Consider the following 22,227-nt stretch of genomic DNA (forward strand, 5'->3'; position numbering starts at 1 on the left):
TGTCTGTTCTCCGGCCGCCTTTCCAATTGCTTGGCGGCTACCGGCTAAAACGGGAGAAAACCCGTTTCCTGAAGGCCGGTTTACGGCCCTCAGGAAAGAGGTTTTCGTACATCTCGCGTCACGCAGCCTCCCTGGTCACCCAAGGGAGTGGCGGGCGGCGCGAGGCCGCCCGCCGCTTGATACGCTTACTTCAGGTCGACCTTGGCGCCGGCTGCTTCCAGCTGGGCCTTGAACTTGTCGGCGTCGGCCTTGGAAACGCCTTCCTTGACCGGCTTCGGAGCCGCTTCGACCAGGTCCTTGGCTTCCTTGAGGCCAAGGCCGGTGATGGCGCGGACTTCCTTGATGACGTTGATCTTCTGAGCGCCGGCGTCGGTGAGGACGACGTCGAATTCCGTCTTTTCCTCGACGGGGGCAGCAGCAGCGGCAGCGCCGCCAGCAGCGGCAACCGCGACCGGAGCGGCAGCCGAAACGCCCCACTTTTCTTCCAGAAGCTTCGACAGCTCAGCCGCCTCGAGGACGGTCAGCTTCGAAAGGTCGTCTACGATCTTTGCGAGATCAGCCATTGTTGTATTCCTTCGTTAGGTTCGAACGTGTGTTTTTGATAGCGAGGAACGGCCTCATGCCGCCTCGTCCTTCCGGGCGTAAGCGCCGATGACGCGCGCGACCGAGGCCGCTGGCGCATTGACGATCTGGGCGATCCGGGTTGCCGGCGTGGCGATCATGCCAACCAGCCTGGCGCGCAGCTCATCCAGCGACGGAAGTGTGGCGAGTGCCTTCACACCGTCGGCGTTGAGCGAGGTGGTGCCCATTGCGCCGCCGAGAATGACGAGCTTGTCATTCCCCTTGGCGAAATCGGACGCGACCTTCGGCGCCGCAATCGGATCCTCCGAATAGGCGATCAGCGTCTGTCCCTTGAACAGGTCGATGATCGATGCGGAGTCCGTGCCCTGAAGAGCGATCTTGGCGAGACGGTTCTTCGCGACTTTAACGGTGCCACCGGCGGCGCGCATTTTCGACCGAAGGTCGTTCATTTGCGCGACGGTGATACCGGCATAGTGGGCCACGACGACTGAACCTGCGCCCGAAAACGCATCATTCAGGCCCGTGACGAGTTCGCGTTTTTCCGCTCTGTCCACTGCCTATCTCCAGTTGACCCCAGTCCTGTTGATGGGAACATTCCCATTTTCGAGGACAGGCGTCGGGTTGCCTTTTGCCGGCCGGGCCATCCAGTAACGGATCTCCCGAACGACGCTCGAGGATCCTGCCCCCTTTCGCCACATCGACGGACAAGCCGGCGATGCGCAGACAAAAGGCAAACACGGTTCGAACCTTTCATTGGAGCTTGTTGCTCCGTTGTCCGGTTTTCACCCGTCTCATGCAGGCCCACATGAATTAAGGCCCTCCTCTTGAATCAAGACTCGGGCCGCCCGCAATCTCGGACAGGATGTCCGGAAGCCTTCCGGCTTCCGGTACCGGGCCCAGGATAAATCCAAGGCCCGGAATTCAGTCACGGACCGGCCTTCGAGGGGCCGATCCAAATGGTCCAATCAGGACGCGGCGAGCGTCGAGACGTCGAGCTTGAGGCCCGGGCCCATCGTCGAGGTGACAGACACCTTCTTGACGTAGTTGCCCTTGGCGCCAGTCGGCTTTGCCTTGGTCACCGCATCGGCGAAGGCACGGATGTTCTCTTCCAGCGCCTTGACGTCGAACGAGACCTTGCCGACGCCGGCATGAACGATGCCGGCCTTTTCGACGCGGAACTCGACCGCGCCGCCCTTCGAGGCCTTGACGGCCGCGGCGACGTCGGTGGTGACGGTGCCGACCTTCGGGTTCGGCATCATGCCGCGCGGGCCGAGCACCTTACCGAGACGGCCGACGAGCGGCATCATGTCCGGCGTGGCGATGCAGCGATCGAAATCGATCGTGCCCTTCTGGACGATGTCGACCAGATCCTCGGCACCGACGATGTCGGCGCCGGCGGCCTTGGCCTCTTCAGCTTTGTCGCCACGGGCGAACACGGCGACGCGGACCGAGCGGCCGGTGCCGTTCGGCAGGTTGACCACGCCGCGGACCATCTGGTCGGCATGACGCGGGTCGACGCCGAGGTTCATGGCGACTTCGATGGTCTCGTCGAACTTGACCGAGGAACGATCCTTGAGCAGCTTCAGCGCATCACCGAGCGCGTAAGCCTTGTTGGGATCGATGCCTTCACGGGTCTTCGATACACGCTTTGCAATCTTTGCCATGATCTTAGCCCACCACTTCCAGACCCATCGAGCGGGCGGAGCCCTCGACCATACGCATGGCCGCTTCGACGTCGTTCGCGTTCAGATCCTTCATCTTGGCGGTCGCGATTTCGCGAACCTTGTCGCGCGAAACGGTACCAGCCTTGACCTTGCCCGGTTCCTTCGAGCCCGACTTCAGGTTCGCGGCCTTCTTCAGGAAGTAGCTCACCGGTGGCGTCTTCATGACGAAGGTGAACGACTTGTCCTGGTAATAGGTGATGACGACCGGAACCGGCGATCCCTTTTCCATTTCCTGGGTCTGCGCGTTGAACGCCTTGCAGAACTCCATGATGTTGATGCCACGCTGACCAAGCGCCGGGCCGATCGGGGGCGACGGCGTAGCCGATCCCGCGGAGACCTGGAGCTTGAGCTGGCCTGCAATTTTCTTAGCCATCTCTTTTCCTGCCTTTGTCTATGCCGGCCCCACGATCTGGGAAACACCGGCGGTTGCAGTCTGGTGGTGCGGTTCTTGCGGCCGGCTAAAGCCGCCTTCGCCTCCCACCGTTCTCGAGGCCGCGCGCTGCCGCACCGCCTCCCCTGATCGCCAGACCGGCATCAGGGATTCGGATCAGCCCTTTTCGACCTGTCCGAATTCCAGATCGACAGGCACGGCGCGCCCGAAGATCGAAACTTCCACCTTGAGCCGCGCCCGCTCCTCGTCCACTTCCTGGACGAAACCGTTGAACGACGCGAAGGGACCATCCGAAACACGGATCGCCTCGCCGATCTCGAAGGTGACCGAGGGCTTCGGCCGCTCGACGCCTTCCTGCACCTGGTTCAGGATGCGCTGCGCTTCCGCCTCGGTGATCGGCACCGGCTTGGAATCTCCAAGGAAACCGGTGACCTTCGGCGTGTTCTTGACCAGCGAGAACACGGCGTCGGTCAAGTTGGCCTTCAGAAGCACATAGCCCGGGAAGAACTTGCGCTCGGCGTCGACCTTGCGGCCGCGACGAACCTCGACGACCTTCTCGGTCGGCACCACGATCTGCTCGATATCGGCAGACAGGCCCTTCTGCTTGGCCTTGTTCTCGATGTCCTCGGCGACCTTCTTCTCGAAGTTCGAATAGGCGTGGACGATGTACCAGCGCGTAGCCATTTTTACGACTTCTCCGTAATCGCCGGACTTAACGTCCAATGCCCAGAATCTGCTCGACCGCGAGGCCCATGAGCTGATCGGCGGTGAAGAAGAAGATCATCGCGATCACAGCGAAGGCCAGGACCATGATCGTCGAGATCATCGTCTCGCGGCGAGACGGCCAAGTCACCTTGGCTGTCTCCGCGCGAACCTGCTGGAGAAAGACGAAAGGATTTGTGGTTTTCGAAGCCATATGCCGCCTGTGTTCAAGACCCGTTGGCCGGGCCCCCTGGATGATCCCGCTGGCCGGGACGTGCCGCCTGAGCCCAATCTCGCGCCGAATCAGCGCAATCATTTCGCCCATGCAAATCAGACGCGTAAAGCCGGCTTCCCAGCTTCACGCGTCGCGTGTCTGTTTCGTCTACATAAAACCGATTCTTGATCCACGCAAGTGGCAAGTGCCCGCTTTATGACCAAACGCCGCCTCGGAACCATCCAGTCGTTCCGTCCCGGCTATGGCGCCTTTATGCCCCAATCGGCCCAATATGGCAAGCGGGTCGCCGATTTTCAAAGGCCGCCCGAAAAAAATCGTTGTACTGCCATCTTGGAAAAATGGCACGGGCAGCAGGGCTCGAACCTACGACCTGCGGTTTTGGAGACCGCCGCTCTACCAACTGAGCTATGCCCGTACACGCGCGCCTCGGCGCAGCAGGGGCTTCCTAAAAGCTTCCGCACGCTCTGTAAAGAGCGGTTTGCAGCAAACATGCCTTAACCCCTGCGCCAGAAATCGGGATAGTCGACGACCAGCCTACTTTGCGTCCGGCACCCGGTACGGCCCGCCAGGCACGCCCCAGTCCCAGGCCGGCATCGGTTCGGTCTCGGGATCGCAGGTCTCGCCGAGATTGGAATTCATCTTGGCCAGCCGCGATCCCCATTCGACATAGCCCATGAAGGCTGAACGGAATTCGGGATCGTCCGGCAGGCCGACCTCATCCGCCGCGTCGGCGAGAAGATTGATCCAGCGGCGGCGCTGCTCCTCGGTAAAATGCTTGCCCAGGTGGTGCATGACCATTTCGCGGTGGCCGCCAAATTCCTCGCTGTAGGTTTTCGGTCCGCCGAAGACCTCGCCGATGAAGGCCGCGACGTGGGCGGGGTGATCCGGCGACATGTGCTTGAACACCGGGCCAACGACCGGATCTCGTGCCACCTTGTCGTAGAAGGTTTGCGTCAGCCGGTTCAGTGCCTCGCTGCCGCCGGCCCATTCGTAGAGTGTCGGAACGTCCTGGCTCATTTCGCTTCCTCTGTCCGGCCCCCGAAACGATGGTGACGATGACGATAGCGGAAATACCGAGGACGGCTCAACCTGCCTCGATGGCCAGTCCGGACGCGCTACAGCTTCGCGTGCGCGTCGGCCTCGGCGTTGGCTGACGGCATGACCCGGCAGTTGTCCGGCTTCGGCGCCGACTTGCAGATGGTGGCGCCGGTCAACTCGTCCGCGGACTGGCGCCCGGTCGCCAACCCGAATTTCAGCATTGTGTCCTGATCGAGCTGTCGTTGGCTCGTGGAGAGTTGCATGGCCGCAAACAGGCCGGGCCCGATCGTCATCTCCTTGAGATAGGCCTTGATCTTCTGCGGCTGCTCAAGCGAGCCCACGCTGAGGCGTACATCCGGCCCGACGAGGCGCCTGGCGCCGGCAGCAACCATGATCGGGCAGGCAGAAGCGCATTCGGCCCCTGAATCGATGGTGAGACCGGTGTGGACGCCATCCTTGGCCAGGCAATTCGCCGAGGGTTCACAGTCGACGAAATCGGTGCGGGCGACGACCACGTCGAGCTTGCGTTCGCGGATCAGCCTGCCGGCGGCAAGCGCGCCCTCGACGTCGCCGCCTTGCGAACTGATCACGATCGGCAGCCTCCGCCCGCCCGCGGCATCGAGTGCAGCGCGCAGCCACTCTGGCGTGTCGCCGGTGATCGTGCCTTCCGCCGATATCCATTCCGGACAGTCGGGATTGCAAAGCGGGTTGCTGCCGCGCACGATGATGAAGCGCATTTCCGAGCCCTTGGGCGGCTCGGTCCCGGTCGGTTGAGGAGGAGTGTTGGCCTCGATGGTCGGGACGTCGGCCCGCCTCGCGTCCTTGTTACCCGGCATCTCCCGGCAGTTCGCCGGCACTGGATTTGCCTCGCAGACGGTTCCGGCGGTGAAGAGATCGACGGAATCAAGGGAGGTGACGAGATTCATCCCGAGCATGTCTTCCAGAACCAGCTGATGGATTTCGCTGGCCGGCGTGTTCTTCATCGTTTCAAGCACACCATCGCCTATCCCCATCTCCTTCAGATAGGCCGAGAGCCGCTCCTCAACCGCCTTGCTCATTTCGTAGGTCTTGTAGCTGCCTGCGTCCTTCCGGCTGATCACTTTGGTGCTAATGATCTTCTTCTTGCCGTTCACGATCCGGTAGGTGGTCCGGTACAGCAACTTCTCCCGCTGGTAGGTGGTGGTGATCTGGTGGACGCCGAGATAGGCGAAATCCCCGACCACGCGCCGGATACCGCCAGAAAACATCAGCGGGCAGGCCGAATTGCACATGGCGCCACTGTCATAAGCCATGCCGAGATAGTCGACACCCTTGCCCACATTGCAGTCCCTGATCTCCGGCGCGCAACCGGAAAGCGCCGTCGTGCCGACGGCTATATCGAGCTTGTTCTCGCGGATCATCTGACCTAGCGCCAGCGCAGCGTCGACATTGCCGCCGGGAGAGTTGACGACGACTGGCAGTTGTCGGCCTTTGAGCATCCTGAGCGCGCGCTTGAACAGCGCCGGCGTGTCCGCCTCTATGGTGCCTTCCGCCGAAATCCATTCCGGGCAATTTGGTTCGCAACCGGGGGCGCTGCTGCGCACGACGACAAAACGCATCGACGGAATCATGTCCGATGTCTCGTCTCCGGCATGCGCTGCAAAGGAGACCAGCCCCGTGGCGACCGCAAGCGCGATGCTGACCAGCGCTCGCCACCACCATGCCTTCCCGTCGAAACGGCGCCTTGGAACCACTGTTGGCAAAGCCCCCTCTATGCAATCCATACTAGTTGCAGCCATGGCGCTTGCAACAGCTTTGAACCAACCCTCGCAATACTTGCGCTGCCAAGCGCACGAAACGAAAAAGGGCGGCCCGAAGACCACCCTTTTCTTATCGAACCGGCAGCAGCCGGTCTCGATTATTCTTTGATGGTGACGACGATGCCGGCACCGACGGTGCGGCCGCCTTCACGAATGGCGAAGCGCAGCTTCTCTTCCATGGCGATCGGCACGATCAGCTCGACATCGACCGTGATGTTGTCGCCAGGCATCACCATCTCGGTGCCTTCCGGCAGCGACACGATGCCGGTCACGTCGGTCGTGCGGAAGTAGAACTGCGGACGGTAGTTGGTGAAGAACGGCGTGTGACGGCCACCTTCGTCCTTGGTCAGGATGTAGGCTTCGGCCACGAACTTCTTGTGCGGCTTCACCGTGCCGGGCTTGGCCAGAACCTGGCCGCGCTCGACACCTTCACGGTCGACACCGCGCAGCAGCGCGCCGATGTTGTCGCCAGCCTGGCCCTGATCGAGCAGCTTGCGGAACATTTCCACGCCTGTGCAGGTCGTCTTGGTCGTCGGACGGATGCCGATGATTTCCAGCTCCTCGCCGACCTTGACCACGCCGCGCTCGACGCGGCCGGTCACGACCGTGCCACGGCCCGAGATCGAGAACACGTCCTCGATCGGCATCAGGAACGGCTTGTCGAGCGGACGAACCGGCGTCGGGATGTAGGCGTCGACCTGAGCCATCAGCTCGCGGATCGCGTCCTCGCCGATCGTCTTGTTCGAATCCTCGAGCGCTGCCAGCGCCGAACCCTTGACGATCGGAATGTCGTCGCCGGGGAATTCGTTCTTCGACAGCAATTCGCGAACCTCGAGCTCGACCAGTTCGAGCAGCTCGGCGTCGTCGACCTGGTCGACCTTGTTCAGGAACACCACGATCGACGGCACGCCGACCTGACGGGCAAGCAGGATGTGCTCGCGGGTCTGCGGCATCGGGCCGTCGGCGGCCGACACCACCAGGATCGCGCCGTCCATCTGCGCGGCACCGGTGATCATGTTCTTCACATAGTCGGCGTGGCCGGGGCAGTCGACATGCGCGTAGTGGCGGTTGGCCGTCTCGTATTCGACGTGAGCCGTCGAGATCGTGATGCCGCGCGCGCTTCTCTTCCGGCGCCGCGTCGATCTGGTCATAGCGCTTGTATTCGCCAAAATACTTGGTGATCGCAGCCGTCAGCGACGTCTTGCCATGGTCAACGTGACCAATCGTGCCGATGTTCACATGAGGCTTAGTGCGCTCGAATTTACCTTTTGCCATAGTCTCTTTCCTTGGACGGCCTGGACCTTCAGTTCAGTCGAATGCGGGGCGATTAACGAGAAAGGCCAAAAAACACAAGCGTCTTTTGGCCAAGCGCCATCTCACTCGGCCAGAACCCATGATCCGATTGCGGGGATATGGCGTTGATATAGGGACCCGCCATTGAAAATGGAATGGGCGAAACCCTGGCGGAACGACGGGAGGATTCCGCAAGCCCGGGCATCCGTCACTGTCGGATTTGTTGCGGTTCATGGCCCATTGCGGCGGCGATCCGCGTCTGATTTCCTGCGCCGATGCATTTCATCCCGACTGCCATTCGCGGCCCGCTGTTCATGATCGTCTCGACCGGGTCATATCTGGTCAACGACACGATGATGAAGCTCGCCACTGCCGGTTTGCCCTCCTACGAAGTGCTCTTCCTGCGTGGTGCCGCGGCAGCGCTATGGGGCTTTCCGCTGTTGTTTGCGCTCGGCTACGGCAAGCAGGTCCCGCTGATCTTCGACAAGCGGGTGCTGGGCAGAAACCTGCTCGAGCTGGCGGCGATCCTCTGTTATGTCGTCGCGCTCGCCAACATGCAGATCGCCGATTCCACCGCGCTGGGGCAGATAACACCGCTGCTGATGCTGGTCGGATCCTCGATCCTGTTCGGTGAGCGTATCGGCGGCCAGCGCATGGCGCTGATCGGGCTGGGCTTCATCGGCGCGCTGATGGTGGCGCAGCCGACCATGCAAGGCATTTCGGTCTACGCCTTGCTGGCGCTCGGCAACGCGACATTCGCCGCCGCCCGCGATCTGGCGGGCCGCAAGATCACCGCCGAAGTGCCAGGAATGATCGTGGCGATCTCGGCGGTCGTCGTGGTCCTGATCGGCGCCGGCGCCGCGCATCTGGTTTCCGAGCACTGGGTGGCGCCGGAGGCGCACCACCTGCTGCTGATGGCGGGAGCCGGTTTCTTCCTGATCTTCGGCCACTTCTTCATCTTCATGGCCTATCGCGTCGGGCCGACCGGAGCGGTAGCGCCGTTCTACTACTGCTTCACGGTCTGGGCCGTCATTTCGGGCCTGCTGGTGTTCGGGCAATTCCCCAATGCACTGGCGGTCTGCGGCATCCTGCTGGTCGTCTGCAGCGGGCTGACCATCGTGTCGCTGGATCAGCGCAAGCGTCGCCTGGCCGTGGTCGCCTGATCCGCGGCGGCGCACCGGCATTGTAGATTCCAAAGCCGTGGGCGCAGGCAGCACCGACGGCGGATTACCGCAATTCAGGATTCGGCAGAGCTGGTAATCTGCCGATCACGTCTAAATCGTCCGCTTGCCGCTGAACTGATGGTAGGCCCAGAGGACAACGACCGCGCCGACCACGGCGACGATCAGGCTGTAGATATTGAGGCCTGTGACGCCCGAAGCACCGAAGGCGCTGAAGATCAGGCCCCCGACAATGGCGCCGACGATGCCGAGCACGATATCCATGATCATGCCCTGACCGGTCTTGTTGACGATCTTGCTGCCGATGAAGCCGGCGATGACGCCGAGAATGATCCAGCTGATGATACCCATTTTTTCCTCTCCATCCCTCCGCCAACCGGACATTTTCATATGATTGTCAAAAGCTCAAGCCAGCTTGAAATTCCGCCCGAATGCGCCATTGTTGGCGACGGGCTGGGCTTGGTTGAAATGGAGGATCCACTATGGGACTTTTTGACAACGCCGTTCCCGGCGGCAACATCACCAAACCGCTGATGATCGCGCTCGGTGCGCTGCTGGTCGGAAAGATGCTGAGCGGCAGAAGTGCCGAACAGCCGGACCAGCCTCAAGCTCCCGCGCCGGCCGATCCCACACCCGTCGGAACCGCCTCGGGTGACGGCGGCCTGCTCGGCGGACTGGGCGGCCTGCTCGACAAGCTTAGGAATGCCGGCCATGGCAATGTCGCGGACTCCTGGGTCGGCACAGGGCAGAACCAGTCGATCAATGCCAATGAGCTGGGCAACGCGATCGGACCGCAGGTCATTCGCGAGATCGCCCAACGGACAGGGCTCGACGAGCAGGAACTGCTCAAACAGCTATCCGCGGCCCTGCCCGGCATCGTCGACAAGCTGACGCCGAACGGCCAAGTGCCGCAGCAGCACCAGGTCGCGTCAGCGTTCAACAGCTAGAGCAATTCCAGGAAAAGTGCGTAGCGGTTTTCCGTCCGGAATTGCGTGAAAACAAAGAGTTAGAGCGGTTCGGCGATCCTATCAAACGCTGAACCGCTCTAGCGCGGCGCACACCAATGCCTGAAACACTGCGCGCCTGCCGCGCAGTGTTTCGGCTTACCCATGTGTAGCTGAAAATCTGGAGCGGGTAGCGGGAATCGAACCCGCACCAAGAGCTTGGAAGGCTCATGTGATACCATTTCACCATACCCGCGCACGCAGGCCCTAGCTATTCGACAAGGTTCCCAAGGTCAAGAAGCCTCTCGCGATCCAAACCGATATTGCAGGCCAGGCTCGACGTCATTGTCCGATCAACGTCAAGCCAAACAGAACGACTAACCACAAGCCTGTCGCTGCTACCGCCAGCCGGGGCAAGATGCCCTCGCTGGTCAATTGCATGAACAAAATGGCGATGATCGCGGCCTTGGCCGCGGCGATCGCCAGGTTGAGCGCCGAATTCAACCCACTGAGGTCGAGGAACGACGAGCCGACCGTCAAAGCCAGCAAGGCCAGGAGCCCGAGATAGGCGAATGTAAGCTTGCGCATGTGGTTCATCGGTTGATCAGATAGAGAACGGGAAACAGGAAGACCCAGACGATATCGACGAAATGCCAGTAAAGCCCGATTGCCTGGACACGATGAGCGCGGCTGGCCTCCGCCGTGCGTGGCCACAGCAGGAGCATGCCGGCAATCACGGCGATGCCGCATATCAGGTGCAGCGCATGCAGCGAAGTCATGGCGAAATAGAGCGCGAAGAAGAACTCGGCATGGGCCGGATCTGGGCCTGGGAAGTTGAACGGCGCGCCAAGGACCGGCGCCAGGCCCTCCTCGAATTCCCTGCCGTACTCGATGGCCTTGACGAACAGAAAGACAATTCCAAGCAGGGCCGTGCAGATCAACGCCCAGACGGCCGGGCGCCAACGCCGGCTGGCCGTGAACATGTGAGCAAGCGCCATTGCGAAGCTGCTGGTCAAAAGAACGGCCGTATTCAGCGTGCCGAGCGGCAGCGATAGATGTTGTGATGCGGCGGCGAATGCGGGTCCGTAGCTCGACCGTGCGAAGAAAAACACCAGCAGGATCGCGCCGAACAGCATCGCCTCGGAACCGATGAACACCCACATGCCGAACGTGTCGGCAGCCTTCTCGCGGGCCTTTGTATCGAAGGCGACACTTTCGGTACTCATCAGGCTTCGTCCTTGTGGGGACTGAATGTCTCGTGCTGCAACCCTTTCATCGCATAGTCATAAGCGGGCCGGCTGACGCTCGGCATGGTGTCGAAATTGTGCGGCGGAGGTGGTGAAGCCGTCTGCCATTCGAGCCCGGTCGCGCTCCACGGGTTGGCGGGCGCTCGCGCACCTCGAAACATCGACCAGCCGAGATAGAACAACGGCATCAGGTAGCCCACCGCCAGTACCACCGCGCCGGCGGACGACAGGACATGCCAGAACTGAAATTCGGGCGGATAGGTGTGATATCGCCTCGGCATGCCGAGAAAACCGAGCACGAATTGTGGAAAGAAAGTCAGGTTGAAACCGAGGAAGGTGACAGTCGCGGCGATGCGTCCCCAGGTCTCGGAATACATGCGGCCGGTCAGTTTCGGCCACCAGAAATGCAGCCCCGCCATGTAGGCCGTCACCATGCCGCCGACCATGATGTAGTGGAAATGCGCCACGACGAAGTAGGTGTCGTGGACATGGACATCGATGGCGAGCGCCGCCAGGAACAGCCCAGCCAGCCCCCCGAAAGTGAACAGCGCCAGGAAGAACAACGCATAGAGCATCGGCGTCTCGAAGCTTATTTCGCCCTTGCGCAGCGTCAGGCTCCAGTTGAACACTTTTATCGCCGAAGGGATGGCGACGCAGAACGACAGGAACGAGAACAGTACGCCCGCATAGGCCGATTGGCCGGAGACGAACATGTGGTGGCCCCAGACGAGGAAGCCGAACACCGCGATCGCCATCGAGGACAAGGCAACGGCCTTGTAGCCGAACAACGGCCGGCGGCTGAAGCAGGGCAGCACCTCCGAAACGACGCCCATGCCGGGTAGGATCATGATGTACACGGCCGGATGCGAATAGAACCAGAACAGATGCTGGAACAGCAGCGGGTCGCCGCCGAGCGCCGGGTTGAAGATGCCGATGCCGAAGACCCGCTCGAGCACGATCAGGAGCAGCGAGGCGGCCAGTACGGGCGTTGCCAGCACCATCACCAGCGCGGTGGCGTACATCGTCCAGACAAAGATCGGCAGCCGGAACCAGGTCAGCCCCGGCGCGCGCAGCGTATGGATGGTGACGATGAAATTGATGCCGGTCATGATCGTCGAGAAACCGACGATGAAGACGCCAAGGGCCGCCATCGACACGAAACCATTCGCATAAAGCGTCGAGAGCGGCGTGTAGAAGGTCCAGCCCGTGTCGACGCCGCCGGCGAGCACCGAGGCCAGGGCAAAGGCACTGCCGAGGATGAACACATACCAGCTGGCGAGGTTGAGACGCGGAAAGGCGAGATCGCGCGCGCCGATCATCAATGGCAAAAGGAAATTGCCTAACGTCCCCGGGATCGACGGCACCAGGAAGAACCACACCATGATGATGCCGTGCAGGGAGAACAGTCGGTTGTAGGTGTCGTCGGAGACGAGGTCGCCGGCAGGCGTGGCAAGCTCCACGCGCATCAGCACGGCAAAGGCGCCGCCGAGGAAGAAGAAAGCCGTGAGCGACACCAGATAGAGCCAGGCGACGCGCTTGTGGTCGGTGGTCAACAGCCATGCCGCGGGACCGGCGCCCTCGCCAAGATAGCTCGAAGGCCTCAGCGCTTCGGTGCTCATTGGATCGCCTCGTTCTTGGTCGCCGCCCGCGGTGAAAGCGATTTGAGATAAGCGAGCAGCATCTGCATCTCGCCCTCGTCGACAATTCCATCGAAGCTCGGCATCACCGGATCGTAGCCGGCGGCGATTTCCTTCTTCGGGTCGAGGATGGAATCGCGCAGATAGCGTTCGTCGGCGATGACGGTCTGCTGGTTGTCCAACGCCACCGGCCGTCCGAAGACCCCGGCGAGATCCGGCGCCCTCACCTTGCTGGACTTCTCATGGCAACCGGAACAGCCGAGCGCCCGAAACAGTTTTTCACCATCTGCCGCGAGCGTGTCACCCTTGCCCTGGTTTTCCAGCCACGCCGCATAATCTTCCGGCGGCATCACCGTTACCCAACCGCCCATTTCCGAATGCTGGGTGCCGCAATATTGCGCGCAGAACAGATGATAGCGCCCGGGCTCCTCGGCGATGAACCAGACATGCGTGGTGCGGCCCGGCACGGCGTCCTGCTTGACCCGGAAAGCCGGTACGAAGAAGGAGTGGATGACATCCTGCGATGCCAACGAGACGATCACCGCCTTGCCGACCGGCACATGCAGCTCGTTGATCTCGCGTTGGCCGCCGGGATGACGGAACTCCCACATCCACTGCTTGCCGAGGCCGGCGATTTCGAGCGCATCGAGTGGCGGATGTTCGCGACGCAGGAACAGCACGGCGCCCCACCCGAAGATGACGAAGGCGATCAGCAGGCTCGCTACTGTCCAGGCCACCTCCAGGGGCAGGCTGCGCGCGCGCTCGCCGGTTCGTTCGGCCCTGGAGCCGGCGCGATATTTGATGGCATAGAAGACGACGAGGCTCGCCAGGAAGATCCCCAAGGCCGCGGTGAACGCCAGCAAGGCGTAGAACAACGTGTCGACGCTGCCGGCAATCGACGATGCCTCGGGCGGCGTGAAGGGAATGCCGAAGCTCAAACCCGCCTCCCCCGCGTCAGCATGAAAAGGCTGGCGCCGAGCACCAGCAGCATTGCCAGTCCCGCTATCTTCAGAACTGCCTGTATCGTCGAGGTGTACTGCCCTTTCGAGGTATCGAAGCCGGCGCAGAGCAGGAAGACATGGTCGGCGATCGATCCCAGCCGCCCTGCCGACGCCTCGACCAGAGCGAGCCTGAGATCGCGCGGCTCGAAGGTCAGCGCTGGCAGCACCTGCGCGATCCGCCCTTGCGGCGTCAGCGCGATGACGGCGATCGGATGGACGTATTGGGCGATGCGGTCACGCCGGTCGAAGGTGATGCCGGCCTCCGATGCAAGGAAGGCACCCGCGCCATCGGCGCTGGTCAGAAAACGCCAGGCCGACAAGCCGGCCTGACCGGCGGACCCCGCGACCTCGCTCCGGACGGAGGCCGCATCTCCGGCGGTTTCCGAAGGATCTATCGAGACGAAAAGCGCGTGATAGGTCGAAGGATCCAGGCCGGTCTTGTTCAGATCCGAGGCCACGGCCTGCTGTGTCACGCCACAAAGGTTGGGACATTTGTCATAGCCGAAGATGACGAGCGCCGGCCGACCGTCGAGAATGCCCGATAACGGCGCCTGCTTGCCGGAGCTGTCTTGAAAAACCCGGTCGAGATCGAGTTGGGCGCCGATTTGCGGATCGAAAGAGGGTCGCGCCGCGGCACTGGCGGCAGTTGGAAGAAGCAGCAAGAGTATCAGCAGCCCCAAGCGCGTCATGGGCTCGCTCCCGTGGCCGGTGCGGCTTGGCTCGGCTGGCGCGCCTTGTCGTTTGGCTGCGCGGTGAATGATCCGGCGTGGCAATTGCTGGCCTGGGGCGCGCGTGGAACCTGGCTTTCGAGCAAGGCGCAATCCTTACCTGCCGAAGCGGCCGCGCCCGCCCAGTCCGGCAGACCTTGCGCCGCAACCAGCTTCATCGCGTCTTCGATTGGAATGCGCGCTATGCCGGCACCGCGGTCAACCCAGGCAAGCTTGCCGAGTTCCTCCTCTTCCTGTTTGCGGAATGCCGCGAGGTCGGCTCCCGGCAAGTGCTGTAGTGCGGGACCTGCTTGGCTGGCTTTCTCGGTATTCACCAAGGGCCGGTATGGCGCCGTATCGAAAATCAGCTTCAGCGCCAGCGCCGCAAGCGCCAGAAAGACCAGCAGGGCGATCCCAAAGAGCAGCAGGGTGCGTGGCCAGACATCACGCGTTTCGGGATGCAAGGCCTTAGCCACGGAGCAGCCTCCTGCGCCACATAGCGATCCGATCCGGCCTCGCCCAGAGATAGAGGAAACACGCACACCACGCGCCACCCGCCCCTGCGAACGCCGCAAGGTCCGGCCAGGACAATTGCGCGCCGGCTGCCGACAGCGACGGGCGAACGCGCCAGACGACGTCGAGGAAATGTCCGGCAAGAACGGCCGCGCCGAGCCCCAGCAGGCCGCGATGGCTGCGTTTGACCGAGCGCATGAGGAAAGCGAAGAACGGCAAGACGAATTGCAGCGCGATCAACAACCAGAGCAGATATTGCCAGCCGTCCTGGCCACGAAGCACGTACCAGTGGATTTCTTCCGGCAGGTCGCCGGCCCAGACGATCAGCCACTGCATGAAGGAGAGGTAGGCCCACATCAGCATGAAGCCGAACAGCATGTTGGCGACGTCTTCGCCAAGCGCGACGTCCTCCTCGCCACCCGGCATCGTCTCGATCGCGCGGCCGGCGGCCAACACGACCAGAGCCGATGCGCACGCGCCAACGACTTCGGCCGCCGCTTCGAGCATCGCGTAGATGGTCGACGTGAACTCCGGCCTGATCGATAGCATCCAGTCGATCGCAAGCACTGTTACGGCCAGGCCGTGGACGATGAGTCCGATCGCATAGCCGGTGGTGGTCCCCTGTCTCGATCTGTCGCCATCAGGCTCTGTCCAGCCGATGACGAGCCAAGCGAGCACCAGCCACGCCAGTGCGCACGCCAGGAAACGACCGATGAACAACGGCACGTTGAGATAGGCAAGTTTTTGCCGCACAGCTTCCGGCAGCATCGCAGGGTCCGCTCCCGCCCAGGGAAAGACCAGATCGAGCCGCGCAAGGATCGGCAGGAACAACAGCAACGCCACCGGCAGCGTCGCGACGATGGCGCGCAAGGGCGGACGCAGCACGTCGCCCCAGCGACCGCCGGTCAGGCCATGGACCATCAGGACAGTCATCGCGCCAAGCGGCAATCCGACAAGGAACAGGCACATCGTCAGCCAACCGGCAAACGTCGTGCGCGGATCGAGGAAAAGTCCGACGCCGCAAAGCAGAAGCCCTGCGGCGGCCACCACGGCCAACGGCGCAAAATATCCATCGGGCCATGCGAGACCTCTCATCGCGCGGCCTCCGCGTCGAGTTTCGCGCGAAGGGTCTCCGGCAGCGCATCGGCGGGTGCATGGCGTGAATACTGCAAGGCCCTGATATAGGCGACGATCGCCCAGCGATCGGTCGGTGGCACCCGCGCGGCATAGGAGTACATCGCGCCATAGCCATTGGTGATCACATCGTAGAAATGGCGATCGGTTGCCTTGCGCAGCGCGTCCTGATGATAGCTCGGCGGCGCCGGGAAACCACGCTGGACCACCATGCCGTGACCGTCGCCGGTGCGGCCATGACAGGGAGAGCAGAAGATGTCGAAGCGTTGCTGCCCGCGCTGGAGCAGCGCCATGGTGACCGGGTACGGAAATTTGTCCGGCGTTGCCGCGATGTCGGCGTCGCGCGCCACGGCGCCTTCGACCGGCGTCCGGGCCGACATGCCGTCGGCGAATTGCTTGCTGGCGTCGAGCGGGTTGTAACGCGGTTGGTCGGCCATGTCCTGTTTGCAGCCGGCGAGCAGCAGGAGGAATGGCACAAGTAGCGTGCGCCGTTTCATGCCTCCACCTCCTCGACCGTCTCCGCGCCAAGCCGCGTCAGCTGTCCCTTGGTGACGCCCTTGCGGTATTTCGGATCGGCCGCTTCGACGAGCAGGTAGAACTTGCCGCCCCGCGCATAAGTGAAGGTCTTGGCATTGAAGACTGGATGGTAGTATCGCGGCAAACCGTTCGCCCAGAGCATGCCCACGAACCCGGCCAGGGCGGCGCCCAGGATGGCTGCCTCGAAGGCGATCACCGTAAAAGGCGGCCAGGAATGCAGCGGCCGGCCGCCGACATTGACGGGGTAGTCGATCTCGACCGAATAGAGTATCAGTGCGTAGACCAGCAGGCCGCCGGCAATGCCGCCCGCCAGCACGGCCCATGGCAGCCGAGTCCTTGGCATGCCCAAAATCCCGGCAAGGCCGCGCACCTCGAAGGGCGAGAACGCGTCCATGCGCCGGTAACCCTTGTCGCGCATCGTCCGTGCCGCTTGCGTCAGCGCATCGGGATCGGCGAATACCGCGATGACGCCATGCAGGCTCATGCGGCCCCGCTTTTCTCTTCGACCAGTTCCTCGACCTCGAAGATGGTGATCGCCGGCAGGATGCGGATGAACAGGAAGACCAGCGCGAAGAAGGTGCCGATCGAGCCGAACAGGATGCCGAAATCGAGCCAGGTCAGCGACTGTTCGCCCCAGGACGATGGCAGGTAATCGCGGCTCGGACCAGTCACCACGATGACGTAGCGCTCCAGCCACATGCCGATGTTGATGACGAGCGCGATCGAAAACAAAATCGGCATATTGAGCCGCACGCGGCGCTGCCAGAGCAGCTGCAGCGCGATGCAATTGCAAAACAGCATGATCCAGAACAATGGCGCGTAAGGACCAACGGCGCGCTGGACCATTATGGCGCGCTCATAAGGCTGCCCGGAATACCAGGCGAAGAATGCTTCCGACGCGTAGCCGTAGATGACGATCATGCCGGCCGCGATCATCAGCTTGGCGGCGTTCTCCATGTGGCGCAACGTGATCAGGTCTTCGACCGCGAAGGCCCAGCGCAAGGGAATGGCGATGGTCAGCACCATGGCAAATCCGGAGAGCAGCGCGCCGGCGACGAAGTATGGCGGGAAGATCGTCGAGTGATAACCCGGTGCGATGGCAAAGGTGAAGTCGAGCGCGACGATCGAATGCACCGACACGACGAGCGGCGTGGCGAGCGCTGCCATCAGGAAATAGACGGTCCGATAGCGCGCCCAGTGGAAGGCCGAGCCGCGCCAGCCAAGCGCCAGGATGCCGTAGAAGAGTTGCGCGGCGCGTGATCTGGCGCGGTCGCGCAGCACGCCGAGATCCGGCAGCAGGCCCATGTACCAGAACAGCAGCGAGACGGTGGCGTAAGTGGCGATCGCGGAAAAGTCCCATACCAGCGGACTGCGCCATTGCGGCCAGTGCATTTGCGTGTTGGGCAAAGGCAGCAGCCAGTAGAAGAACCATGGCCGGCCGAGATGCAGGATCGGGTAGAGCCCGGCCATTGCCACGGCAAACAGCGTCATGGCTTCGGCGAAGCGGTTGATCGAGGCGCGCCAGGGCTGGCGCAGCAAAAGCAGCACCGCCGAGATCAGCGTGCCGGCATGGCCGATGCCGATCCACCAGACGAAGCTGGAGATCATCGTGCCCCAGGCAACGGGGATGTTGATGCCGTATGCGCCGACGCCGACCGAGATCAGATAGGTGATGGAATAGAGGAAAAGCAGTACCAAGGCGAAGCAGACGAAGAACGCGGCCCAAAAGAAGCGCGGCAGCCTGCCTTGCAGGACGATCGCGCTGATGCGGCCGCTGATCTCGGGGAAATCATGGTGGCCGCGCAGCACCGGTGCTCGCGGCTGGGCTTTTTCGGCTCTGGCGCCGACCGCTTCAGCCATCGCCGGTCTCCGCACCAGGTTTGCCGGCGATCCCGGCGTTCGGATTGCTGATCTTGCCGAGATAGGTTGTGCGCGGCCGCGTGTTCAGCTCTTCGAGAAGCGCATAGCTATGCGGCGCGGCTTTCTCGCGCGATACGTGAGAATCCTTCTTTTTTAGATCCCCGAAGGTGATGGCCTGCGTCGGGCACGCCTGCTGGCAGGCGGTGACAACTTCGCCGTCGCCGATCTCACGGTTCTCGATCTGCGCGCGAATGCGCTTTTCGGCAATGCGCTGGACGCAATAGGTGCATTTTTCCATGACGCCGCGCGAACGCACGGTGACGTCAGGGTTCTGCACGGCCTGCCGTGGCCCCGCGCTGTCCTTGTCGAATTCCTGGTATTCGAGGAAATTGAAGCGACGCACCTTGTAGGGGCAGTTCTGCGAACAGTAGCGCGTGCCGATGCAGCGGTTGTAGACCTGCGCGTTCAGGCCGTCATGGGTGTGGACCGTCGCGTTGACCGGACAGACGACCTCGCACGGCGCCTTCTCGCAATGCATGCAGGGCACCGGTTGGAAGAAGATGTCGGGGTCGTCGACAGCGCCGGCATAGTAGCGGTCGATGCGCAGCCAATGCATCTCGTGACCGAGGGCGGCTTCATCCGGTCCGACGGTTGCGATGTTGTTCTCGGCCTGGCAAGCCGATACGCAAGCCATACAGCCGATGCAGGCCGAGAGGTCGATCGACATGCCCCAGGCTTCCTGGTCGTATTTCCAATCGGGGTACAGCGATTCCATCGGCGCCGGCGGCACGCCTTCACGGACGAAATGCGGATTTTGCCTGAAGGCGTCGAGCGTCGCGTGTCGCACGATCGCCCTGCCCTCCATCGCCTGATGGTGCTGGGTCGTCACCACCCGCGCCGAACTGTCGCGCGCGGTCAACGCGACGCTATCCGCAAACCATGGAGCGCCGGTGGTGCGCAAGGCAAAGGCGTCGTAACCAGCGGACAGCGCCGCGACCGAACCGACCTTGCGGCCAAAGCCAAGCGACAGCGTCACCGTGTCGTCGGGCTGTCCGGGCATGATCCAGGCCGGCGCGTCGATATCCTTGCCGCTTCGCGCCAGATTGACCATTTGCCCGTTTTCTAGTCCCAAGCGCTGCGCGGTCGCCGGTGAGATCAGTGCCGCATTGCCCCAGACAAGCTTGCTCAGTGGGCGGGGCAGTTCCTGCAGCCACGATGAATTGGCGTGACGGCCATCGCGCAGCCAAGGATCGGCCATGAAGCGGATGTCCAGCCGATCGGCAACGGAGGCATGCGGCGTGGGACCGCCGATATCCGCCGGCATCGAGACGGCGACAGGAGCAGTGACGGTATTCGGCACGACACCATCGCGCAGTGCCTTTCGCCAAGCCGGCTCGTCCATGGCCGTCCATGTCCGACGCACCAGGGCTTGCATATCGGCATCGAACTCACCGCCGAGCGCCGCCAGCAGTTGATGCAGGCTCTTGCCGCCGAACAGAGGTTGGATCAGCGGCTGCACGATCGAGGCCGTGCCATCATAGGCGCGGATGTCGCTCCAACTCTCCAATTCGTGCGCGGCGGGAATGTGCCACTGCGCTAGAAATGCGGTCTCGTCGCGATAGAGCCCCCAGTGGAAGAGAAGCTTCAGCTTCAAAAAGGCCTTGCGTACATCGACGTCCGACGGCGCCGTATGCAAGGGATTGGGACCGAGCACCATGGCGCTGTCGACCGATCCGGTCGCGATGGCCTGGCAAAGCGCGGCAAGATCGCCGTCGATCGGCATGGTGTCCGGCGGCTCGATGAAGTCCAGCGTATTGCCGATGGCTCCAAGTCTGGCATTCATGGCAAAGGCAACGGCATGGACAAACGGCGTGTGATGCGCGCCAGGCATCACCAGTGCGTTGCGGCCGGCGCTGCGGAGATCGTCGACAAGCGCGTTGATCCATTCCGGGCCGAAGGGTGACAAGCTGGCCGCATGCAGGTCGCCTTCCAGGGCAGCCTTGATTGCGACGGCAACGCCCTCGACGGCACTCGGTCTGACAGCACGGCGATGATCCGCCGCCGCACCCGTGATTGTGGGTGTCGACTCGACGACGTAGAGACGGCTCATCGTGTCCGTCGATTGACGCACGCGCCGCCGCCAGGCGAAATCGCGGGCGTAGGCCAGACGCCCCGGCCCTTCGCCGAGGAAATCGGCATCAAGGCTGACGATCACATCGGCGCGGTCTAGATGGTAGATCGGCGTCAGCGGCCTGCCGAACAGCTTGGCCGTTGCCTGCTCGTTCGCGCTGGCTGCAAGCGGATCGTGCTTGAAGACGCGAAGTTTGGGATAGCGCTGCCTGAGCGATCCGATCTGCGCCTTGGTCGTCGGCGACGTTGTTGCCTCGATCAGCAGTGCCAAACCTTGCCCGCCCGAAGCGGCCAATCCGCCGGCAAGCTTCGCCATGTCCTTGAGAAAGTCGCCGTAACCCGCCGGCTCGCCTTGCCTGAGCGGCGTACGCGACCGTTCGGGATCGAACAGCGACAGCACCGCCGCCTGCATGATCGCATCGGTAGCGCCGCGCGAGGCCGGATGATCCGGATTGCCCTCAACCTTGGTCGGCCGGCCTTCATGGCTCTCGACAACCGCGCCGATACCGTAACCATCGCTGGAGAGTGCGGTCGCATAGTAGAGCGGCTTGCCTGGAATGATGTCTTCCGGCTGGCGCACGTAAGGCACGATGCGCTCCGCTTCGCTGCAGGCGGTCAGACCGGCCAGCGAAAGCGACGCGCCCATCAGCTTCAACAAGGTGCGCCGGTCGAGACTGAACGGCAGGCGTTCGGCGATCGCTGGAAATTCCGCCTCGACGAAGCGCCGGAACTCCGCCGTTTCGGCCAGTTCGTCCAGGCTCCGCCACGGCTCGCGTCCCGTCGCGGCCCGCCGCAATGCCGCTAGATCCGTGGCTGGGAACGGCTTGATGTCAGCGATGGCAGACATAGCAATCCGTCATCGTCTCGGGGTGGATATCAAGGATGCTGATCAGGGAACGCCTGACCTCTTCGATGTCCTGCGGCGGTTTCCAGTGCAGCTGAAAGACATCCTGCGGCGGACGGAGATTGGGACCGGGATCGCGATGACAGCCCAGGCACCATTCCATCGACAGCGAATGCGCGCGCTGCATCAGCGGCATCTCATCGACGTCGCCGTGGCAGGTCTCGCAGGCGACGCCCTTGGCGATATGGATGGAGTGGTTGAAGTAGACGAAATCCGGCACGGAATTGACGCGCCGCCATTGCAGCGGCTGACCTGAGGCAAGGCTTGCACGCACCGGTGCCAGCATGTCGGCATCGGTGAAGAGTTGCGAATGGCAGGTCATGCACACCTCTGTCGCCGGTAGTCCCGCCGAAGCCGACGTCTCGACGCCATTGTGGCAATAGCGGCAGTCCAGTCCGATATCGCCGACATGGTGCTTGTGACTGAACGGGACTGCCTGTGCCACGGGCCGGCCCACGCCGGTGATGAACCCCGAACGCAAAAGTGCCGTGCCGCCCATGGCCGCGAAAATCGCGAAGAAACAAAGTCCCCACAACACGAAGCGGGCAATTCCATTGGCATTGCTGGAAAAGACCTGCGGCATCCCCTCGCCGATTTGCATGTTTTTTGGATCGAGCGCCTAACGGCGGGGACGTGCCAAAGGTTCCGTAGGCGCGGAATGCTCACAA

23 protein-coding genes, 2 tRNA genes and 1 pseudogene are annotated in these 22,227 nt (G+C 62.5%); 2 read left to right on the top strand and 24 right to left on the bottom strand.

The window, feature by feature from the left end; translation table 11 throughout:
- Positions 1-185 precede the first annotated feature (185 nt).
- From rplL to tuf, 10 genes and pseudogenes are all read right to left on the bottom strand, one after another.
- Positions 186-563 (bottom strand): 50S ribosomal protein L7/L12, encoded by a 378-nt coding sequence (gene rplL, locus FJ970_RS20675; RefSeq protein WP_006202136.1) that lies wholly within the window; start codon positions 561-563, stop codon positions 186-188.
- Positions 564-617: 54 nt separating this feature from the next.
- On the bottom strand, positions 618-1,136 hold the full coding sequence (rplJ, locus tag FJ970_RS20680; RefSeq protein ID WP_027146631.1) for a 50S ribosomal protein L10: 519 nt from the start codon (positions 1,134-1,136) through the stop codon (positions 618-620).
- A 411-nt stretch (positions 1,137-1,547) separates the two neighbouring features.
- Positions 1,548-2,246, bottom strand: coding sequence for a 50S ribosomal protein L1 (gene rplA / locus FJ970_RS20685; RefSeq protein ID WP_140765469.1), 699 nt, complete (start codon positions 2,244-2,246; stop codon positions 1,548-1,550).
- A gap of 4 nt (positions 2,247-2,250) precedes the next feature.
- Positions 2,251-2,679 carry a 50S ribosomal protein L11 gene (gene rplK, locus FJ970_RS20690; protein WP_010909262.1) on the bottom strand — a complete coding sequence of 143 codons (429 nt, stop codon included), beginning with the start codon at positions 2,677-2,679 and terminating at the stop codon, positions 2,251-2,253.
- A gap of 174 nt (positions 2,680-2,853) precedes the next feature.
- Positions 2,854-3,381, bottom strand: a complete 528-nt coding sequence (gene nusG / locus FJ970_RS20695; protein WP_015317996.1) for a transcription termination/antitermination protein NusG — start codon at positions 3,379-3,381, stop codon at positions 2,854-2,856.
- 28 nt (positions 3,382-3,409) lie between these two features.
- Positions 3,410-3,613: a preprotein translocase subunit SecE gene (gene secE, locus FJ970_RS20700; protein WP_027146633.1), complete on the bottom strand. Its 204-nt coding sequence runs from the start codon at positions 3,611-3,613 to the stop codon at positions 3,410-3,412.
- A gap of 360 nt (positions 3,614-3,973) precedes the next feature.
- A tRNA-Trp gene (locus FJ970_RS20705) sits at positions 3,974-4,049 on the bottom strand.
- Positions 4,050-4,168: 119 nt separating this feature from the next.
- The gene (locus tag FJ970_RS20710; RefSeq protein WP_140765467.1) at positions 4,169-4,651 is read right to left on the bottom strand and encodes a group II truncated hemoglobin; all 483 of its coding nucleotides are present in this window, start codon (positions 4,649-4,651) and stop codon (positions 4,169-4,171) included.
- Positions 4,652-4,749: 98 nt separating this feature from the next.
- Entirely contained in the window at positions 4,750-6,282 is a 1,533-nt protein-coding gene (locus FJ970_RS20715) for a hypothetical protein (RefSeq protein ID WP_415752047.1), read from the bottom strand.
- Positions 6,283-6,569: 287 nt separating this feature from the next.
- Positions 6,570-7,746, bottom strand: a pseudogene (gene tuf / locus FJ970_RS20720) (elongation factor Tu).
- A gap of 293 nt (positions 7,747-8,039) precedes the next feature.
- Between tuf and FJ970_RS20725 the strand changes: the two are divergent.
- On the top strand, positions 8,040-8,927 hold the full coding sequence (locus FJ970_RS20725) for a DMT family transporter (protein WP_140760265.1): 888 nt from the start codon (positions 8,040-8,042) through the stop codon (positions 8,925-8,927).
- Between the two features lie 111 nt (positions 8,928-9,038).
- Here FJ970_RS20725 and FJ970_RS20730 read toward each other — a convergent pair whose 3' ends face one another.
- Positions 9,039-9,296 (bottom strand): GlsB/YeaQ/YmgE family stress response membrane protein, encoded by a 258-nt coding sequence (locus tag FJ970_RS20730; RefSeq protein ID WP_127279958.1) that lies wholly within the window; start codon positions 9,294-9,296, stop codon positions 9,039-9,041.
- Between the two features lie 131 nt (positions 9,297-9,427).
- Between FJ970_RS20730 and FJ970_RS20735 the strand changes: the two genes are divergently transcribed.
- Positions 9,428-9,892, top strand: coding sequence for a YidB family protein (locus tag FJ970_RS20735; protein WP_140760263.1), 465 nt, complete (start codon positions 9,428-9,430; stop codon positions 9,890-9,892).
- 179 nt (positions 9,893-10,071) lie between these two features.
- Here FJ970_RS20735 and FJ970_RS20740 read toward each other — a convergent pair.
- From FJ970_RS20740 to FJ970_RS20800, 13 genes are all read right to left on the bottom strand, one after another.
- A tRNA-Gly gene (locus tag FJ970_RS20740) sits at positions 10,072-10,145 on the bottom strand.
- Positions 10,146-10,231: 86 nt separating this feature from the next.
- Complete coding sequence (locus FJ970_RS20745) at positions 10,232-10,477, bottom strand: cytochrome C oxidase subunit IV family protein (RefSeq protein WP_181178677.1); 246 nt, start codon at positions 10,475-10,477, stop codon at positions 10,232-10,234.
- A 5-nt stretch (positions 10,478-10,482) separates the two neighbouring features.
- Positions 10,483-11,115, bottom strand: a complete 633-nt coding sequence (locus FJ970_RS20750; protein WP_140760258.1) for a cytochrome c oxidase subunit 3 — start codon at positions 11,113-11,115, stop codon at positions 10,483-10,485.
- A complete protein-coding gene (gene ctaD / locus FJ970_RS20755; protein ID WP_140760256.1) occupies positions 11,115-12,755 on the bottom strand; it encodes a cytochrome c oxidase subunit I in 1,641 nt (546 codons plus the stop codon). Before ctaD ends, FJ970_RS20750 begins: the two co-directional genes overlap by 1 nt.
- Positions 12,752-13,711 carry a cytochrome c oxidase subunit II gene (gene coxB, locus FJ970_RS20760; protein ID WP_140760254.1) on the bottom strand — a complete coding sequence of 320 codons (960 nt, stop codon included), beginning with the start codon at positions 13,709-13,711 and terminating at the stop codon, positions 12,752-12,754. The genes ctaD and coxB overlap by 4 nt, the downstream gene beginning before the upstream one ends.
- A complete protein-coding gene (locus tag FJ970_RS20765; RefSeq protein WP_140760252.1) occupies positions 13,708-14,463 on the bottom strand; it encodes an SCO family protein in 756 nt (251 codons plus the stop codon). The genes coxB and FJ970_RS20765 overlap by 4 nt, the downstream gene beginning before the upstream one ends.
- On the bottom strand, positions 14,460-14,957 hold the full coding sequence (locus tag FJ970_RS20770) for a hypothetical protein (RefSeq protein WP_140760250.1): 498 nt from the start codon (positions 14,955-14,957) through the stop codon (positions 14,460-14,462). Before FJ970_RS20770 ends, FJ970_RS20765 begins: the two co-directional genes overlap by 4 nt.
- On the bottom strand, positions 14,950-16,089 hold the full coding sequence (locus tag FJ970_RS20775; RefSeq protein ID WP_140760248.1) for a hypothetical protein: 1,140 nt from the start codon (positions 16,087-16,089) through the stop codon (positions 14,950-14,952). Before FJ970_RS20775 ends, FJ970_RS20770 begins: the two co-directional genes overlap by 8 nt.
- Positions 16,086-16,625, bottom strand: coding sequence for a c-type cytochrome (locus tag FJ970_RS20780; RefSeq protein ID WP_140760246.1), 540 nt, complete (start codon positions 16,623-16,625; stop codon positions 16,086-16,088). The genes FJ970_RS20775 and FJ970_RS20780 overlap by 4 nt, the downstream gene beginning before the upstream one ends.
- Entirely contained in the window at positions 16,622-17,149 is a 528-nt protein-coding gene (locus FJ970_RS20785) for a DUF3341 domain-containing protein (protein WP_140760243.1), read from the bottom strand. The genes FJ970_RS20780 and FJ970_RS20785 overlap by 4 nt, the downstream gene beginning before the upstream one ends.
- On the bottom strand, positions 17,146-18,525 hold the full coding sequence (nrfD, locus tag FJ970_RS20790) for an NrfD/PsrC family molybdoenzyme membrane anchor subunit (protein WP_140760241.1): 1,380 nt from the start codon (positions 18,523-18,525) through the stop codon (positions 17,146-17,148). Before nrfD ends, FJ970_RS20785 begins: the two co-directional genes overlap by 4 nt.
- Complete coding sequence (locus FJ970_RS20795; RefSeq protein WP_140760239.1) at positions 18,518-21,502, bottom strand: TAT-variant-translocated molybdopterin oxidoreductase; 2,985 nt, start codon at positions 21,500-21,502, stop codon at positions 18,518-18,520. The genes nrfD and FJ970_RS20795 overlap by 8 nt, the downstream gene beginning before the upstream one ends.
- Positions 21,486-22,142 (bottom strand): cytochrome c3 family protein, encoded by a 657-nt coding sequence (locus tag FJ970_RS20800; protein WP_140760237.1) that lies wholly within the window; start codon positions 22,140-22,142, stop codon positions 21,486-21,488. The genes FJ970_RS20795 and FJ970_RS20800 overlap by 17 nt, the downstream gene beginning before the upstream one ends.
- Positions 22,143-22,227 lie beyond the last annotated feature (85 nt).

It is taken from the genome of Mesorhizobium sp. B2-1-8 (assembly GCF_006442545.2).
Classification (GTDB): Bacteria; Pseudomonadota; Alphaproteobacteria; order Rhizobiales; family Rhizobiaceae; genus Mesorhizobium.